Source organism: Streptomyces sp. NPDC091292 (assembly GCF_044757265.1).
Taxonomy (GTDB): domain Bacteria; phylum Actinomycetota; class Actinomycetes; order Streptomycetales; family Streptomycetaceae; genus Streptomyces.
Map to the genome: position 1 here is coordinate 58,677 of NZ_JBIVUQ010000005.1, position 16,406 is coordinate 75,082.

Genomic DNA, 16,406 nt, shown 5'->3' on the forward strand with positions numbered 1-16,406 from the left:
GCTTGCCGCCGTCCCGTCCCGCCCCGTGCCGCTTCGTCCCGGCGGGCGGGACTCCACTCCCCGCCCACTCTCCCCAGGAGTTCGCCATGCAGGTCCGCCGTACAGTCACCCGCCGCCGGGCTCTCGTCAGCGGAGTCGCCGCCGCCGCGACGGCCGCGCTGCTCGCCCCGACCGGGTCCACCGCCTCGGCCGCCGACCACACCGGGGACCGGTCGAAGAAGCCCAAACCGACCGTCGTTCTCGTGCACGGCGGATTCGCCGACGCCTCCGGCTGGAACGGCGTCGTCAAGCGGCTCCAGCACGACGGCTACGAGACCATCGCCCCCGCCAACCCGCTCCGCGGCATCCCCACCGACGCCACGTACATCGCGAGCGTCCTCAGATCGATCGAGGGCCCGATCGTCCTGGTCGGCCACTCCTACGGCGGCGCCGTCATCACCAACGCCGCCGCGGGCAACCCCAACGTCAAGGCACTCGTCTACGTAGCGGCGTTCGCACCCGACAAGGGCGAGCAACTCGGCCCTCTGCTCAACAAGTTCCCCGGCAGCCTGATAGGCGAGTCCGTGCAGGAGGTGCCCTACCCCAACCCGGACGGCACCACCGGCATCGACCTCTATCTGCGGGCCGACAAGTTCCGGGCCGCGTTCGCGGCCGACCTGCCCGTCTCCACCACCCGGGTCATGCAGGCGACGCAGCGGCCCTTCGCCGCGTCGTCACTCAGCGACGTCACCCAGGACGCGGCTTGGCGCACCATCCCCTCCTGGGCGGTCGTCGCAGGCAACGACAAGGCCATCCCGCCCGCCTTGGAGCGCTGGTTCTACCAGCGCGCCGGTTCCCACGTGATCGAGATCAAGGGCGCCTCGCACGTCCCCATGATGAGCCACCCGAACACGACCGCCCAGCAGATCGAGGCCGCCGCCAAGGCCACGAGCTGACCGGCACCACCGCACGGAGCAGACCGTTGAGCGCGGACCGTTCCCGCGCTCAACGGCTCTCCGCACCCCACTCGTCGGCCGGTGCCGCACCCCGCCCGTCGGCCGGTGGCGCGAGTACCGTGTGGGCCGTGACACCTGACGACGGGGCTGACGGCCCGAGACGGAAGCCGCACGACAGCCTCTCGCCGGCACCGGGTGGCATGTTGGTCGGCCGGGAGCACGAGCTGAAGGTCGTCGAGGAGTTCCTGCGGCGTGCGGCGGCCGACGGGGACGCTCTGGTGCTCCAGGGGGAAGCCGGCGTCGGGAAGACAGCCCTGCTCGACGCCGCCGAAGAGGCAGCCGAAGCCGACGGGGTGCCCGTCATCCGCACGGTCGGCGTCGAGGGCGAAACGGATCTGGCGTACGCCGGTCTGCGTCGCCTGCTGACACCGCTACTCGCGCACCTCGACGGGTTGAGCCGGCCACAACAGCGCACGCTGGCCACGGCGCTCGGGCTCGACAAGGGGCCGCCGCCCGACCGGCTGGCCGTGGCGAACACGGTGCTTTCGCTGCTCGGACTGGCCGGAGGAAACGGTTCGCTCCTGGTGATCGTGGACGACCTGCCGTGGCTGGACCGCATGAGCGCGGCGGTACTCGCGTTCGTCGCACGGCGCCTCGCCGGCACCCGCATCGGCTTTCTCGGCGCCTTCCGCACCGGTGAGTCGAGCTTCTTCGACGGCGGTGGGCTGGCGGCGATCGAGGTGATGCCACTCGGCCGGACCGCCGCCGCAGGGCTGGTCGACCGGCGCTACCCGGCCCTCGCGCCCCGCGTGCGCCAACAGGTCCTCGACGAGGCCGCAGGCAATCCGCTGGCGCTCCTCGAACTCCCCGCGCGAGCCGCCGACGGGCGTCATGAACAGCCGGAACACACGGCTCCAGCACTCCCGTTGAGCCAGCGCCTTGAGCATCTGTTCGCCGCCCGGGTCGATCCCCTTCCGCCCGCGACCCGGCGCGCCCTCCTGCTCGCCGCACTCGACGCCACCGGCGACCTCGGCATCCTCGTCGCGGCCTTCGGCGCGCCCGCCATCGACGACCTCGCACCGGCCGAGCGCGCCCAGTTGATACGGGTCGACGGTGAGCGCCGTCTCCTCGCGTTCCGACACCCGCTGATGCGGTCCGCGGTCATCGCGATGTCCACGCCTCAGCAGCGGCGCGACCTCCATGCGGCCATCGCCGCGCAGATGACGGACGAGCCGGACCGCCGCGCCTGGCATCTGGCCGAGGCGGCCGACGCCCCGGACGAGTCCATCGCGGTACTCCTGGAGCGGACGGCGGACCGGATCCTCCGCAGGGGCGACGTGGTCGGCGCGCTCACCGCCCTCCTGCGCGCCGCCGACCTCACCCCCGACGGCCGGGACCGCAGCCGCAGGCTGGCACGCGCCGCGTACGTCGGAGCGGAGGTCACGGGAGACATCGGCAGCGTGCCGCGGCTGCTGGCCGACGCGCATCACATCGACCCGGACGGCCCCGCCGCGCTGGCCGCAGCGGTCGCGACATCCGCGTATCTGCTGAACCACGAGGGCGATGTCAACGGCGCGTACCGCATGCTCTTCGGCGCCATCGCGGTGCGCGAGGAGCTGGACGGCGAGGACGACGGACTGATCGAAGCCCTGTGGTTCCTCATCGCGATCTGTGTGTTCGGCCGGCCGGAACTGTGGCAGCCCATGGAGGGCCTGACCGGACGGTTCAGACCGGCGCCACCGCGCTATCTGACCGTACTCGCCAAGGCGTTCGGCGACCCCGCGCATCAGGCCCTGCCGGTACTCGGCGAACTCGACGGCCTGATCGGCGGGCTGAGCCGGGAACCCGATCCGGCGTATGTGACGCGCGTCGCCCTCGCCGGCGCCTACATCGACCGGCAGCGCGCGTGCCGGGGCCCCGTGCAGGCGGTCGTCGACCACGGCAGGGAGGGCGGCGCCGTCACCTCCCAGATCCAGACCGAGGTCATCCTGGCCAACGACGACTTCTTCGCCGGCCAGTGGGACGAGTCGCTGGAGCTGTGCGACGAAGGGATACGCCTGTGCGAACGGCACGGCTATCCGCTGCTGAGATGGCTGTACGTCCATCAGGACGCCGTGATCGCGGCAGCACGCGGACAGACCGAACGCGCGCGGGCCGCGGCCGACGCGATGACCCGCTGGGCGGCCCCGCGCGGAGTCGGCCTTCTCCTCGCCTACGGGCACGGCATCGAAGCCCTCGTCTCGCTCGGACGCGGGAAGTACCAGGAGGCATTCGTCCACGCGTCCTCGATCACACCGGCCGGGGAGCTGCGGCCCTACACCCCGTACGCCCTGTGGACCGCCCTGGATCTGGTCGAGGCGGCGGTACGCTCCGGCCTGCGCACCGAGGCCGCCCGGCACGTCGCCGCACTGAGGGACCTGGACATCCCCGCGCTCTCCCCGCGCCTGGCCCTCGTCACTGCGGGAGCCGCCGGCATGGTGTCTCCCGACGGGCGGTTCGCGGACCACTTCGAAGCGGCGCTCGCCGTCGCCGGAGCGGAACGGTGGCCCTTCGACCGGGCCCGGATCCAGTTGTCGTACGGGCAACGCCTCCGCCAGAGCCGGGCCCTGGCCGACGCGCGCAGACATCTCAGCGACGCCTTCGACACCTTCCAGCGGCTCGACGCCGCACCGTGGTCCGCCTTCGCCGGCAAGGAACTGCGGGCGGCCGGGGGAGTACGGGGAAAGCTCCAGGCAGGTGGCATCGCCTCACTGACGCCACAACAGCGGGAGACAGCGATGCTGGCGGCGGCGGGCCTGACGAACAAACAGATCGCCGAGCGCCTCTTCCTCTCGCCGCGCACCGTCAGCACGCACCTCTACCAGATCTACCCCAAGCTCGGCGTGACCACGAGGGCCGGACTACGTGACGCCCTCAACGACGAAGAGCGCCGCACGGAGGACTGAAGCGACGATCCACGTCATTTGACTCAATCGGCGGGGCCGCGGACGGACCTAGCGTGGCGGCAGTACTCGTGAGGAGGACGCGTATGTGCAGCCGGGGTTTGCGAGGCGCGCCATGACGACCGGCGTCGTCCCACCGGCCGAACCGCGGCGGACGCTCTACGGCCGCGATCGTGACCTCGCCGTCGTCGGCGCCTTCATCGACAGTGCCGCCACCCGAGGCGGCGGGGCCCTGCTGATCACCGGGGACGCGGGTGTCGGCAAGAGCGCGCTGCTGCGTGCCGCGGCGGAGCGGGCCGGCGGCGGAGGCGTCCGGGTACTGCGGGCGGCCGGTGCGGAGTTCGAGGGCGACCTGCGCTTCGCCGGGCTGCACCAGATACTGCATCCGCTCCTCGACGGGCTGGCCGACCTGCCCGACCACCACAGGAAAGCACTCACGGTCGCCCTCGGTTTCGCATCGGGACAGACCCCTCCGCAACCCTCCGTCACTGACGCCACCATGGCCCTGCTCCGCCGCGCCTCGCAGGCCCGCCCCCTCCTGCTCGCGATCGACGATCTGCCGTGGCTGGATCAGGGGAGCGCCCTGGTCCTGCGCTCACTCGATCTCGCGGAGACCCGGATCGGGCTGCTCGCCGTCACGCGCGACGATCACCGTGCGCCGCGCGGATCCGGTGACCCGCGCGTCCATGAACTCGCCCCGCTGGACGACGAGTCGGCGGGGCAGTTGCTGACGGACCGGTTCCCCGCCCTCTGTCCCTCGGTACGCCGGCGCCTCCTCGCCGAGGCGCTGGGCAACCCGCTGACTCTCCAGGAACTGCCGGCCGCACTCGACGCCGCCCAACGGTCGGGATCCGTGCCCCTGCCTCACGTACTGCCGCTCAGCAGGCGCCTTCAGGCGATCTTCACCTCCCGCGTGGCCGACCTCCCACCGGCCGGGCAGCATCTGTTGCTGTTGGCGGTGCTGGACGGCACGGGCGAGCTGTCCGCCCTCCGGTCGCTGCTGCCGGACCAGGTGCTGGCGGAGGCATTGCAGCGCGCACAAGGAACCGGACTGATCGACCTGGACCGCACGAAGACCCGCCTGACGTTCCGCCATCCGCTCATCCGCTCCGCCGTGATGGAACTGTCCACCGCCGGTGAGCAGCGCAGAGCCCATGAAGCGCTGGCGCGGCGGCCCGACGTGGGCGAGGAGCGCCGCACCTGGCACCTCGCGCACGCGGCGGTCGAGCCGGACGAGCGTGTCGCCGGGCTGCTGGAGCAACTGGCCCGCCGGTCGCGTGGACGGGGCGACATCGCGGGTGCGGTCGCCGCCCTCACGCGAGCAGCCGCTCTCAGCCCGGACCGACGTGACCGGAGCCGCAGGGCCGCCGCAGCCGCCTACTTCGGCACGGACGCGACCGGGAACCTGCTCGACGTACCGCGCCTCCTGGAAGCCGCATGGACGACCCACGACGCCGACGCGACCCCGCTGACGACGGCGCTCGCGGTCGCCCACCACCTCCTGTTCAGCGGCAACGGGGACATCGACTCCGCGTACGGTCTGCTGATCAAGGCCGTGGACACCGGGCTGAGTCAGGCGGATACTCCGAGCGACACCATCGAAGAGGGCCTGTACACGCTGCTCTGGATCACCTACTTCGGCGCCCGAGCCGACCTCCGGGAACCCCTCGAACGAGCCGTCACACGCCTGACCCCCCGCGTCCCGGAACCGCTGGCGCTTTTGATGAGCTGCCTCGGCGATCCGGTCCACACCGCGCTCCCCGATCTGCGCCGCCTCGATGACGCGGTCGGCGGACTCGCCGCGGCCGATCCCGTCGAGGTGATCCGGACCGCCATGGCGGGCCAGTACGTCGGCCGCCTGAAGAACTGCCGTCCGGCGCTGCGGAGGCTGTTGCGGGAGGGCCGCGAAAGTGAACACGTCACCCTCACGATCCACGCGGCGAATCTGCTGAGCCGGCACTGCTACGAGACCGGGGAGTGGGACGAGCACGCCCGCCTCAGTGAGGAGGGCCTGCGGCTCAGCCGGCGGCACGGCTACCACCTTCTCGCCCAGACGTTCCTCCACCACCAGGCGCTGCTGGCGGCAACACGCGGAGACTTCGGCCGGGCGGAGGCCCTGGCCGACGAGATCACGCGCTTCGCGGCGCCCCGGCGCATCCAACTCCTCCACACCCTGGCCGCCGAGATCAGAACAAGAGCGGCTCTCGGCCGCGGCGACTACGAGGCGGCATTCCTCCAGGCGACCTCGGTCAGCCCCGCCGGCGTCCTCCCGCACTTCCAGGCACCGGCCCTGTGGCTGATCCCGGACCTGGTGGAATCGGCCGTACTCTCCGGTCGGCAAGCGGAAGCCGAGGCGCACATCGCGGCACTGCACCGCGCCCAGGTGCCCGCTCTGTCGGGCAGGCTGGCGCTCCTGACGCACGGCGCGGCAGCCATGACGGCGGCCGACGACCGGTCCGTGGCGGAGTTCGATCACGCACTGTCCCTGCCCGACGCCGACGCCTGGCCGTTCGACCTCGCCCGCATCCAGCTCTTCCACGGCGAACGCCTCCGCCGGGCCAAAGCCACCCAGGCAGCGCGCGAACAGCTCAACTCCGCCCACGCGACCTTCACACGGCTCGGGGCATCGCCCTGGGCGGAACGCGCGCGGAGCGAACTACGGGCATCGGGCCTCGCGGCCGTCCAGGCGGGCGCCTCGCCGGACGCCCGCCTGTCACCTCAGCAGTACGAGATCGCGCGTCTCGCCGCGGCAGGCATGACGAACAAACAGATAGGCCAACGCCTGCACCTCTCCCCACGCACCGTGGGAAGCCACCTCTACCAGGTCTTCCCGAAGCTGGGCATCACCTCAAGAGCAGCACTCCGAGACGCCCTGCGAAAGACCGGCTGACGTCGCTGTTGGTGCCTTCGCCCGCCGGTTACAGCGGTTCGAAGTAGGGCGGGTCGACGGTGTCGGCGACCGTGAAGTCCTCGAAGCCGACATCGGTGAGTACCCGGTGGACGAATTCGCACATCGTCATCGGGTACGTCTGCCGGCCCGGCTCGTCGTGCGACCTCGCCGCGACGTGCCAGGTGTCGGGGTCGCCCCCGTCGACCAGCCAGCAGAACTCGTCCGCCTGCACGGACCCGCCCCAGGGGAGCAGGCCCGTGCCACCTGGGCTGAACAGCCCGTGGGGAGCGTAGGCGTCCCGGGCGTACGGAATGGTCTCCGCCGCAGTGCGCATCGAGCGCAGCCAGCCCGCGATGCTCGCCGTGTCGCTCTCCACGGGAGGATAGAGATCCAGATAGCCACTGAACTCTCCCTCGCCGAAGCGAGCGAACAACTCCTTGTAGTCGGCGGGCAGCGGGGTGCCGATCACCGCCTCGGCAGCAGCCCAGTCGACCTCTCCCGGCGCCCTCTCGGGCGGAGCCACGCTCTCCACGATGCGCGTTACCCAGGACATCCCTGCCTCCTTTCTCTTGTCGCTCTCTTGCTACTTCTTACCGAGCGTGCCCGGTGCTACGGAACGTTCTCCCAGCTGGTTGCCGAGAGGATGTCCCCGGTCGAGTCCCTTGCGAGCAGCCCTGCGGCTGGTGCTTCCAGCTCGTGTTGTCCCGATCGAGCGGAAACTCCGTCCCCGTACCGACGCAACCCGAGCGTTGAATCTCATGAGGGGGTAGTGCATGGGGCGATGAAACCGGAGAATTCACTTTGTCCCGGATGGATTCCGGCGGGCAGAAGGCGGAACTGGGCGCTTCCGAGCCGGCGGGACACCGGCCGTGGACATCCCACTCGGCCAAGGCCCGATCGTCGGCATTGTCCCCGGCGAACAGGGCGGCGACGCCCGCTGTGCATGGGCGGCACGTCCAAAGCGCAACCGCCACCGGCGCGTTCGGCCGTGCCACCTGCTCCGGCGTCCTGCCGCCTCCGGACGTGACACAGGGCTGACGCTCCCCGCCGCCGTCAGGGGTGAACCGGCTCCCTACTTGCCCTGCCGGTTGAACCGGTGGACGCCCGCCGTCGCCGTGTACACCTTGTACGGGCGTTCCCCCGCCGTGTCGTCACGGATGAAGGTGGCGTCCGGGGGAGCGGTGACCGGGCTGCCCTGGGTGGGGACCCAGATTTCGGCCCGTGTGTTGGGCGGGATCTCGACCCGCAGATCGATCCGGCCGTCCGCGCGGCGGCGCCACTCCGACGCGACCGTGCCGCGGACCGTGTCGATGGAGGCGGCGACATGGTCCAGGGGCGCCGGGGCGAGATCCGTGTCGGTGACCGACGCGGGGATCCGGCTGTTCACGGCGGCGGACGGAATGAACGGTCGGACACGGACGGTCTCGTACGCGATCGACGTCGGCATGATGCCCGCGAGGCCCTGGTAGAACCAGGTCGCGACCAGGCTGCGGTAGTGGTGGTTCAGCGAGCCGCCGTTCCAGTTCTCCCACAGCGACGTGGCGCCCTGTGCGATCTGGTGGACGTACCCGGGCGCGCCGGTCTGTGTGACGGCCTTCAGCGCGATGTCGGTGTAGCCGTACGCGTCGAGGATGTGGAACTCGTAACGGGAGCCGTACATGTCGCTCTGGAGGTGGTGGCCCGCGGCGACGATGCGGTCGGCGAGGAGCTTGGCGAGGGCCCGCTCGTTCTCCGCGCGGGTCCGGCTCCCCGCGAGATGGCAGGGGTCGTCGGCGGGCAGGTCGGAGCCGGGGACCAGACCGTAGGCGATGGCCATGGCGTTCTCGCTGGAGATGCTGCCCTGGGTGAAGTACCCGAGGGCCGCGTCCCAGTAGTGGGCGATGAAGGCGCGCCGGAGTGTCGCCGCGAGCTTCCGGTAGTGCGCCACCTTGGCTGTCCGGCCGAGGAGTTCACGGACATCGACCATGTAGTCGCAGAAGCGGATGTAGAACGCGAGGCTGATCACGGAGTTGTCGCCGCCGCTCTCCGCGCCCGAGTAGGCGCCGAGCGCCGCACGGAACCGGTAGCCGTTGGCCTCCGTGAACAGCACCTCGTAACTCTTCAGGAGCGCGTCCTGATGGTCGTACAGCTCGGCGAACAGGGTGTCGTTGCCGTAGTACGTGTACAGCTCCCACGGGATGACGAAGTACGCGGAGTCCCAGGCCGGTACGGCCTTCCAGGGGCACACCGTGGTACTCGGGCCGCGGCGCCTGGCAGCTGCCGGGTGCGATGAGCCGGGTCGCCGCCTGCCAGTCCCCGCCCGCGCGGTAGCCCCGGTCACGCCACGACCCCAGGGCGAGCGCGCGCCGGGCGTCGTACTTCTCACCGGAGTAGACCGAGTCGAACGTCGTCGGCCCGTCGGTGGTCCGCCAGCTCTCGTCGGTGACCAGTGTCGTGGTGGAGCCGTCGGAGTAGGTGACCGACAGCTTGGCGCGCAGACGGGGTGCACCCGAGTACGGCGCCAGGTTCCAGTACCACTCCTGAGGTGTCGTGACGCCGTACCAGCCCCGGCCCAGCTCGGCGGCAAGCACGTTCTCCGCTCCGTCGTCCAGCAGCCCGGTGACGTCGAAGGTGTCGTACAGGACGGCCCGGTCGTAGACGCTCTGGTCCGTCAGCAGCCGCGGCACATTCGTCCCGTCCTTTCGGGCCGGCCGGCCGTCGACGGTGAGCGGGGAGCCGTTGACGGTGAAGGTGACGCTGCCCGCCGCGCTCAGATACAGGCGGGCGCGGGCGATCCTGCCGCGCCGCAGCACCGCCGACCTGCGCAGGAGCGGTGCCGGGTTGGCGATCGGCAGCATGGCGTTCTTGCCGACGAAGGTCAGCCCGCCGACGGTCCCGATGCCGCTCTCGAACGGGTTGGCCCCTTCCGTGAGGTCCGCCGTGAAGTCCGGCGCCCCGGTCCCGGTCACCTTCACGCTCCGTACGACGGCCGAACTGCCGCCGCCGAACCCGACGCTGCCGTGCCGCCGGATCTGATCGCCTTCCAGGGTGCGGGAGTCCACGCGCACGCCGTTGACGGTCGTGGTGACCGTGGTGCCCTCGGCGGCGACCGTCACCGTGTGGTCCCGGTCGGCCCAAGTGGCGGCGGTGAGACCGGTGTTCTCGGGGACCGGGACCGTGGCGACGGGTACCGAACGTACTCCGGTCGCCGTCGGATTGGTCTCGCTCTGCGGGTCGAAGTGGTTCACTCCCCAGTCCGGGGCCGAAGTGCCGTCGTCGACCCAGGTGTTCCCGGCGTAATGGGTCGTCCGCATCACCAGTTCCATCCGGTCGCCGTTCAGCCGGAGGGTCCAGACAAGGGCCTCGCCCCAGGTCTTGCCGATGGGCTCGGCACGCAGCAGCAGGGCAAGGCCGGTGGCGGGCGCGGGACCGCCGCGGAAGACGACCGTCGTCCGCAGGTCCCGCCAGTCGTGGTCCTGCGGATGCCGTCCGCCGATCCACCGGGCGCCCGACCAGTCGGACTCACCCCGCAGCAACCCCGTCTCCCACCGCGCCGGTTCACTCCACCGGGAGACACGGCCCCGCTCGTCCCAGGAGCGCACCCGCCAGTGGTAGGGCCGCGCCGAGGACAGGGACCTGCCGCCGTACGGAACACCGTGGCTGGTGGAGCCGGTCACCTTGCCCGTGCTCCACAGGTCCGCCGTGCCCGGTGCGGTACCGACCTGGATCTCGTACGCGGTCTGGTGGGCGACGGCCGGGATCCAGCTGAAGACGGCGCGGGTCTCGGTACCGATGGGCTGCGTCACGGAGTTGACCTGGAGCCCGGTCACCCGGCCGTCGGACGCACCGACACAACCGACCCCACCGGCCGAAGCGGTCGTGGCGTCGGCGGCGGGCATGCCGACGAGCGGCAGTGCGAGCCCCGCGGTCCCGGCACCGATGATGCCGATCATCTGTCTCCGGTTGAAAGCGCTGTCGCCGGGTCCGGGCATGCCGAATCTCGCTCTCTGATCGGTGGGTGCGGGGCTCCGAAAGGGAGTTGAGACGTTTCAAGTCGTGGCGCACGCTAGCCGCGCGGTCCGTGTGGCGCAATAGTTCCGACGAGAAGTGCGCTTGTATGGAGGGGCCGGTGGCGGGAACCCCTCCCGCGGTACACGACGGTTGAACGATTCAATCGGGGCGCGCGAAAACGGCCGCCGGTCGGGGCGCGCGAAAACGGCCCGGCGGTCGGGCCGGGCCGTTTCGGTGAGAGCGATGCGGGGCGGGCGGGGGAGAGTCGCCCCCGGGAACGGACCGTCCGTCAGGCCGCCGCGGCCGTGGTGCGGTCGGTGAGGCGGTCGATGACCTCCGTGAGGCCGGAGACGACCTCGGCGTCGTCGCCGGGGTGGGTCTCGGCGAACCGGGTGAGGGAGCCGGGGAAGGACAGCTTGACGTCGTCCAGGACCGTGCCGCCGGCGATGCCGACGGCCTTGCGCGCCTCATCCTGCGCCCACACACCGCCGTACTGGCCGAACGCGGTGCCGACCACGGCGACGGGCTTGCCCGAGATGGCGCCCGCGCCGTGCGGACGCGACAGCCAGTCGATGGCGTTCTTCAGGACGGCCGGGATGGTGCCGTTGTACTCGGGCGAGAAGAGCAGGAAGGCATCGGCCTGCCCCGCGACCTCGCGCAGCCGCGCGGCCCCGGCGGGGACGCCCGACTCGACGTCGATGTCCTCGTTGTAGAACGGCACGTCGGCAAGGCCTTCGTACACCTCGATGTCGACGCCCGAGGGGGCGAGCTTCGCGGCGGTCTCGGCGAGCTGGCGGTTGTGGGACCCGGCGCGGAGGCTGCCGACGAGCGCGAGGATGCGTACAGACATGGGTGGATCTCCTGGGGGGAGTGATCATGAATATATCCGGACCGGGGTCCGGTTCAATGTTGTACCACCTATCCGGACCAGGGTCCACTTCGCCTCGTGGCCCGTATGATGGCGCCATGACCGGCTCCGACCCGCTCCTCATCGCCCCGTACGGCGCTCCCGACGGGACGAACGACCTCACACCGACCTGCGACGGAGGGTCTCCCGCGCTGCGGGCCGACGCCGCGCGCAACCGTGTCCGCCTCCTCGAAGCCGCGTCGCGCCTGGTGGCAGAGTCCGGGGCGGCGAATCTGACCATGGAAGCCGTCGCCACCGCCGCCCAGGTCGGCAAGGGAACCGTCTTCCGGCGGTTCGGCGACCGCACCGGTCTGATCCTGGCTCTCCTCGACCACAACGAGCAGCGCTTCCAGGCCGCGTTCCTCTCCGGCCCGGCCCCCGTGGGCCCCGGCGCCCCCGCCCTGGACCGGCTGCACGCCTTCGGCCCCGCCGCGCTGCGCCACGAGTGGACCCACAGCGACCTCTACCTCGCGGCCTGGACCGAACCCGGCCGCAACAACGCTGTCCCCGCGACCCGGCTGCGGCTGCGGCATCTCGCCCTTCTCCTGCGCGAGGCCGGCGCGGACGGCGACATCGAGCTGCTGGCGCAGACGCTGATGAACTACCTCGACGTCGCCCTCGTCCACCACCTCGTCACCGTGCGTGGCATGACCTTGGAGCGCCTGGAGTCCGGCTGGCGCGACCTGGTCGACCGCCTGGCGGCCCCCGCACCGGCCGGACGGCCCGGAGGAGAAGCCGCCTGAAGTCCGCCGGGACGGCTACGGGACGGCTACGGGAGGGGGCAGGTGAAGTCCGCGTCGGGCAGGTTCCCGTCGCGGAGATAGCCGTTCACCGTCCGGTCGACGCACGGGACCGGGCGCAGGCCGTCGACAGCGCGGCCGTACACGCCGTGCGAGCGGATCTCCGCCGTCACCAGCCGGGAGCCGGTGAGCCTGCGGTGCAGGGCGAGAGCCCCCTCGTACGGGACGTTGTTGTCGCGGCGGGCCTGCACCATCAGGACCGGCACGCTGTTGCCGATCCGTGTGCCCGGTTCGCGCGGAGTGCCGTTCCAGAACGCGCACGGCGCGATCATGCCGTTGACCAGCGGCCCGAACACCGGCTGCGTGGCGCGGCTGCGCTCGCTGTTGCGCCAGTACGTCTCCGGATCCTCCGGCCAGCCCCCGGCGGGCCATCCCCCGTCTCCGCACATGAACAGGGCGCCGCCGATCAGTCCGTCCGCCAGGTCCGGAGAGGACAACAGCTCAAGGAGCGAGGCGAGTTCGGGACCCGGCTCGACCGGCCGCCCGGCCGCCGCGTCGACCAGGTCCCGCACAGCCGCCGCCAGCATCGCGTCGTACTCCTGATGCTGGATCAACTGGCGCAACAGAAGGCGCAGCACGGGCGCGTCGAGGCGGGTGCCGGCCACGGCGACAGGGCGCCGTTCGGCCTGCTTCAGCAGGCCCTCCACGGCGGCTCGCACGGCGGGGCCGGTGCGGCCGAGCCGGTACCGGTCGTGGTGCCGGGACGCCCAACGGGCCCACTCGTCGAGACCCGCCTCCAGGGCTCCGCCGGCGCCCTGGAACAGCTCGTACTGCGTCAGGGCCGGGTCCGTCGACGAATCGATGACGACGCGGTCGGCGCGGCGCGGGAACATCTGGGTGTACACGGCCCCCAGGTCGGCGCCGTACGAGACGCCGTAGTACGACAGCTTCCGCTCGCCCAGCGCCGCCCGGACGGCGTCCATGTCGCGCGCCACATTGCGGGTCGAGGCGTGCGGCAGCACCGTCGCGTTGTCACCGTGGCCCTGGCAGCGGGCGGCCAGGTCGCGAGCCGAGCGCACCGACGCCTCGAAGTCGGCGCGCGGGGACGTCGTTTCACCGGGTGGCGATGGTGGCTGCGCCGGCGCGCAGCCGACCGGGGTGCTCTCGCCGAGGAAGCGCGGGTCGAATCCGATGAGGTCGTAGCGGTCGGCCGCGTCCTTCAACGCGGGCCGCAGCGCGAGGGTGTTGGCGAGCCCGGTGCCGCCGGGGCCGCCCGGGTTGGACAGCAGAATGCCGCGCCGATGGGACGGGGACGCGGCCTTGACACGGGAGATCGCGATCTGGAGCGTGCGGCCCCCGGGGTCCGCGTAGTCGAGGGGTACGGTCACCTCGGCGCACTCGGCGCCCGCCTCGTTCAACTCCTTCTGCTCCGGCGAACAGGCGCCCCACACAAGGCGATTGCTCTCCGTCGGCGGTATCGCCGAGGTGCCGGTGGCGCCCGCGGGCACTCCTGTGGACAGCAGGGCGGTCAGGCCGAGACCGATCGTGACGGTGGATGCGACGCGCATCGTGCTCCTTGGTGCGGGGTCGGCGACATCGGGCGGTGAACCTCACCGCCGACGCTAGAAACCGGCGCCGCCCGCGACCATCCGGCCACCCGGCCCACCCCGCGTAGGGCTAACCCCCGGTCGGCGGGCGCCACCCCGCACCCACGCCACTCCGCGCCCGCCGCCCGCGCGCTCACGGCTTGATGCCGACCCCCGTCCACAGACTGACCTCGGCGTCCGTCGGCTCGGGCCGGCCGGCGGAGCCCGGTGTGGCGTCGGGCCGCCAGCGGTGGCCCAGGGACAGGCCGGGGTCGAGCAGGTCGAGCCCGTCGAAGAAGCGGGCCACGGCCGCCTTCGGACGGAACTGCACCGGCGTCCCTGACCGTGTGTAGATGTCCGTGACCTTCTCCCAGGTCTCCGGCGCGAAGTCGGGCGTGCAGTGCGTCAGGGCGAGCGCACTGCCCGACGGCAGCACGTCGAGCAGCCGCCCCACGATGCCGTACGGGTCCTGCGCGTCCGGGACGAAGTGCATCAGGGCGTTGAGGGACAGCGCGACCGGTCGGCCCAGGTCCAGGACCTCCTCCAGCGCGGGCGCGTCGAGCAGCGAGTCGGGATCGTTGACGTCCGCCTCGATGTACGTCGTGCGGCCCTCGGCCGTACTGCGCATCAGGGTCTCGGCGTACTTGAGCACCAGCGGGTCGTTGTCCGCGTAGACCACCCTGGCCTCCGGGACGACGGACTGCGCCACCTGGTGCAGATTCGGCTCGGTCGGGATGCCCGTACCGATGTCCAGCCACTGACGTATTCCGTGCTCCCTGGCGAGGACCCGCGTCGCCCGGTGCATGAAGGCCCGGTTCTCCCGCGCACACACGAAGATGCCCGGGTAGACCGACGCGACCGTCTCGGCGGCCTCCTTGTCGACGTCGAAATGGTCCTTGCCGCCCAGGTAGTAGTCGTACATGCGGGCGGAGTGGGGCCTGCTGGTGTCTAGGTCCCGTGCGGCAGAGGAGTTGGTCATCGTGTGCCCTTCGTGGTGTGCGTCGCGAGCGGGGTGGATCACGGCCGGGACCCACCCCTGACAGTTCGCGAGGTGACCTGGTTCAGGAAGAGGCCGTCAGGTGGTCCGCGAGGCCGTTCTTGACCCCCGTGACGAAGGCCGTGATCTCCTCCGGCGTGTAGATCAGCGCCGGTCCTGTCGGATCGGTCGACTGGCGGATCGCCACCCGCCCGTCGGCGAGCCGCTTCGTCTCCACGCACTGACCTCCGCTGGTGCCGCTCCACGGGCGCTCCCAGCCCAGCTCACCGAGGTCCGTCGCGGGCATACCGTTGTAGATGTCACTTCCGCTGATGGTCATGTGTACTCCTTGCGCAGGTGGTTCAAGAGCGCCCTGCTCTCCGCACGCGAGGTGAGCAGGGACATCCGGTTGTGCGCCTCAAGGTGCGTGCTCACGTCGGCGCGCTGGTCGAGGTACATGGAGCCGGAGCAGATCTCGGTGTAGACGATGTCCGGCAACTCCGGTTCCGCGAACCGGAAATGGGTGAACGGTGCGAACGCGCCGACGTGGGCGCCCGCACTGAACGGCAGGACGTCCAGCGTGACGTGGGGCAGCTCCGACGCCTCCAGGAGCCGGTCTATCTGCTCCCGCATCACCTCGGGCCCGCCGACGACCCGGTGCAGCACGGCCTCCTCCATCACCACCCACAGCGTGGGCGGATCCGGCTTCGTCAGCAGGCTCTGACGGCGCAGCCGCAGATCCACGCGCCGTTCGAGACCGTCCTCCGTGTCGTTCGGAAACCCCGCCCGCAGCACCTCGCGCGCATACGCGTGGGTCTGCAGCTGGCCCGTGACGTAGTGCGGTTCATACGTCCGCAGGGTGTTGGCGCCGCTCTCCAGACTCACATAGGCGGTGAACCAGTTGGGCAGGACGTCCCGGTACCGGTGCCACCAGCCCGGGGTGTTGGCCTGCTCGGCCATCTCGATGAACTCGTCGATCTCCTTGCGGTCCGACCCGTAGGTCTCCAGGAGCTTCTCGACGTAGAGGATCTTGAGGCCGACCTCCGCCTTCTCCAACCGCCTGATGGTCAGCGGCTGTACGCGCAGCGCCTTGGCCGCGCCCTCCAGTGACACCCCCGCGCTCAGCCGAAGCTCCTGGAGCCGTCGGCCGAGGATCATACGGAGAACGGTGGGAGCGTTGGTCATGGAGCCCGGACGGGCGTCGCTCACGGCCTACCTCCTGAGTGGCTGTCACCACCCCGAGTCTGTCAGGTACTCGCTGAAGAGACCAGACTGATGCGTGCTTTCTGAAATTATCAGGGAGTCGGTTGCGACGTGATCGATGCAACAAGCATGATGTCAATGTGAGCGACCCGACCCAGCGCGCGCGGAGAACACCAACGCCTCTACTGAGGGCCATGGTTGGTGTGCGTGGCGAAAAGGCCGGGGGGCGCGGCGAAG

General features: G+C 71.1%; 11 protein-coding genes and 1 pseudogene. 4 read left to right on the forward strand and 8 right to left on the reverse strand.

Features of this window, described 5'->3' with window-relative positions; translation table 11 throughout:
• The first annotated feature begins 86 nt into the window (after positions 1 to 86).
• The 3 genes from ACIQNU_RS16700 to ACIQNU_RS16710 all read left to right on the forward strand — a co-directional run bounded on the left by ACIQNU_RS16700 (position 87) and on the right by ACIQNU_RS16710 (position 6,767).
• On the forward strand, positions 87 to 935 hold the full coding sequence (locus ACIQNU_RS16700; RefSeq protein ID WP_401366529.1) for an alpha/beta fold hydrolase: 849 nt from the start codon (positions 87 to 89) through the stop codon (positions 933 to 935).
• Between the two features lie 128 nt (positions 936 to 1,063).
• Positions 1,064 to 3,880 carry an AAA family ATPase gene (locus ACIQNU_RS16705; RefSeq protein ID WP_401366531.1) on the forward strand — a complete coding sequence of 939 codons (2,817 nt, stop codon included), beginning with the start codon at positions 1,064 to 1,066 and terminating at the stop codon, positions 3,878 to 3,880.
• A 112-nt stretch (positions 3,881 to 3,992) separates the two neighbouring features.
• On the forward strand, positions 3,993 to 6,767 hold the full coding sequence (locus tag ACIQNU_RS16710) for an AAA family ATPase (RefSeq protein ID WP_401366533.1): 2,775 nt from the start codon (positions 3,993 to 3,995) through the stop codon (positions 6,765 to 6,767).
• Positions 6,768 to 6,795: 28 nt separating this feature from the next.
• Here the strand turns inward: ACIQNU_RS16710 and ACIQNU_RS16715 are convergent, their stop codons facing one another.
• The 4 genes and pseudogenes from ACIQNU_RS16715 to ACIQNU_RS16730 form a co-directional block, all read right to left on the reverse strand.
• The gene (locus tag ACIQNU_RS16715) at positions 6,796 to 7,320 is read right to left on the reverse strand and encodes an SMI1/KNR4 family protein (protein WP_401366535.1); all 525 of its coding nucleotides are present in this window, start codon (positions 7,318 to 7,320) and stop codon (positions 6,796 to 6,798) included.
• Between the two features lie 519 nt (positions 7,321 to 7,839).
• Positions 7,840 to 9,132 carry an alpha-L-rhamnosidase C-terminal domain-containing protein gene (locus tag ACIQNU_RS16720; RefSeq protein ID WP_401366536.1) on the reverse strand — a complete coding sequence of 431 codons (1,293 nt, stop codon included), beginning with the start codon at positions 9,130 to 9,132 and terminating at the stop codon, positions 7,840 to 7,842.
• Positions 9,101 to 10,738: pseudogene (locus ACIQNU_RS16725) on the reverse strand (alpha-L-rhamnosidase N-terminal domain-containing protein); the annotation flags it as partial. The gene ACIQNU_RS16720 and the pseudogene ACIQNU_RS16725, both read right to left, overlap by 32 nt.
• Positions 10,739 to 11,046: 308 nt before the next feature.
• Positions 11,047 to 11,607, reverse strand: coding sequence for an NAD(P)H-dependent oxidoreductase (locus ACIQNU_RS16730; protein WP_401366538.1), 561 nt, complete (start codon positions 11,605 to 11,607; stop codon positions 11,047 to 11,049).
• Positions 11,608 to 11,723: 116 nt separating this feature from the next.
• Here ACIQNU_RS16730 and ACIQNU_RS16735 point away from each other — a divergent pair, with 116 nt between their 5' ends.
• The gene (locus ACIQNU_RS16735) at positions 11,724 to 12,407 is read left to right on the forward strand and encodes a TetR/AcrR family transcriptional regulator (RefSeq protein ID WP_401366540.1); all 684 of its coding nucleotides are present in this window, start codon (positions 11,724 to 11,726) and stop codon (positions 12,405 to 12,407) included.
• Between the two features lie 26 nt (positions 12,408 to 12,433).
• On the opposite strand, the gene ACIQNU_RS16740 is transcribed toward ACIQNU_RS16735, so the two are convergent.
• From ACIQNU_RS16740 to ACIQNU_RS16755, 4 genes are all read right to left on the reverse strand, one after another.
• Complete coding sequence (locus ACIQNU_RS16740) at positions 12,434 to 13,972, reverse strand: alpha/beta hydrolase (protein WP_401366541.1); 1,539 nt, start codon at positions 13,970 to 13,972, stop codon at positions 12,434 to 12,436.
• A 172-nt stretch (positions 13,973 to 14,144) separates the two neighbouring features.
• Positions 14,145 to 14,969, reverse strand: a complete 825-nt coding sequence (locus tag ACIQNU_RS16745) for an SAM-dependent methyltransferase (RefSeq protein WP_401366543.1) — start codon at positions 14,967 to 14,969, stop codon at positions 14,145 to 14,147.
• An 82-nt stretch (positions 14,970 to 15,051) separates the two neighbouring features.
• Complete coding sequence (locus ACIQNU_RS16750; protein ID WP_401366544.1) at positions 15,052 to 15,306, reverse strand: DUF397 domain-containing protein; 255 nt, start codon at positions 15,304 to 15,306, stop codon at positions 15,052 to 15,054.
• A complete protein-coding gene (locus ACIQNU_RS16755) occupies positions 15,303 to 16,175 on the reverse strand; it encodes a helix-turn-helix domain-containing protein (RefSeq protein ID WP_401366546.1) in 873 nt (290 codons plus the stop codon). Before ACIQNU_RS16755 ends, ACIQNU_RS16750 begins: the two co-directional genes overlap by 4 nt.
• Positions 16,176 to 16,406 lie beyond the last annotated feature (231 nt).